Origin of the sequence: Kocuria tytonicola, assembly GCF_003687455.1 — a bacterium.
In the GTDB taxonomy this organism is placed as follows: domain Bacteria; phylum Actinomycetota; class Actinomycetes; order Actinomycetales; family Micrococcaceae; genus Kocuria; species Kocuria tytonicola.
Genome location: NZ_PHOA01000219.1, coordinates 1 through 502, shown reverse-complemented (window position 1 = coordinate 502; position 502 = coordinate 1). Strand labels below are relative to the sequence as shown.

Here is a 502-nt window from a genome sequence, read left to right as displayed (position 1 = left end):
GTGGGGGGCGCGGACCGGCACGGACCCACGGAGCTGCTGCCGGGGCTGGCGGAGCACGCCGAGATCATCGACGTGGGCAAGCGCGCCGGGTACCACCGGGTCACCCAGGACCGCATCAACGAGACCCTCGTGGCGCAGGCCCGTGCCGGGCTGCGTGTCGTGCGGCTCAAGGGCGGAGACCCGTACGTGTTCGGCCGCGGTGGGGAAGAAGTGGAGTTCTGCCACGCCCACGGCATCGCCACGGAGGTGGTCCCGGGAGTCACCTCCGCGATCTCCGTGCCCGCTGCCGCCGGGATCCCCGTGACGCACCGGGACATGGCCCACGGCTTCACGGTCATCACCGCCCACGAGGAGCTGCGCCACATCCCGTACCGAGAGGGGCACACGCTGATCCTCATGATGGGAGTGCGCGGACTCGCCCGGAACAGCGCCACGCTGCTGGCCGCGGGCTACCCCGAGGACACCCCCGTGGCGGTGGTCGAACGCGGGTGGACCCCCACCC

At 72.5% G+C, this 502-nt stretch carries 1 protein-coding gene; it reads left to right on the top strand.

Annotation, left to right across the window (positions count from 1 at the left end):
* Positions 1 to 502: uroporphyrinogen-III C-methyltransferase (locus tag CWC38_RS11915; protein WP_133306269.1), on the top strand; the 502-nt coding region annotated here is incomplete at both ends.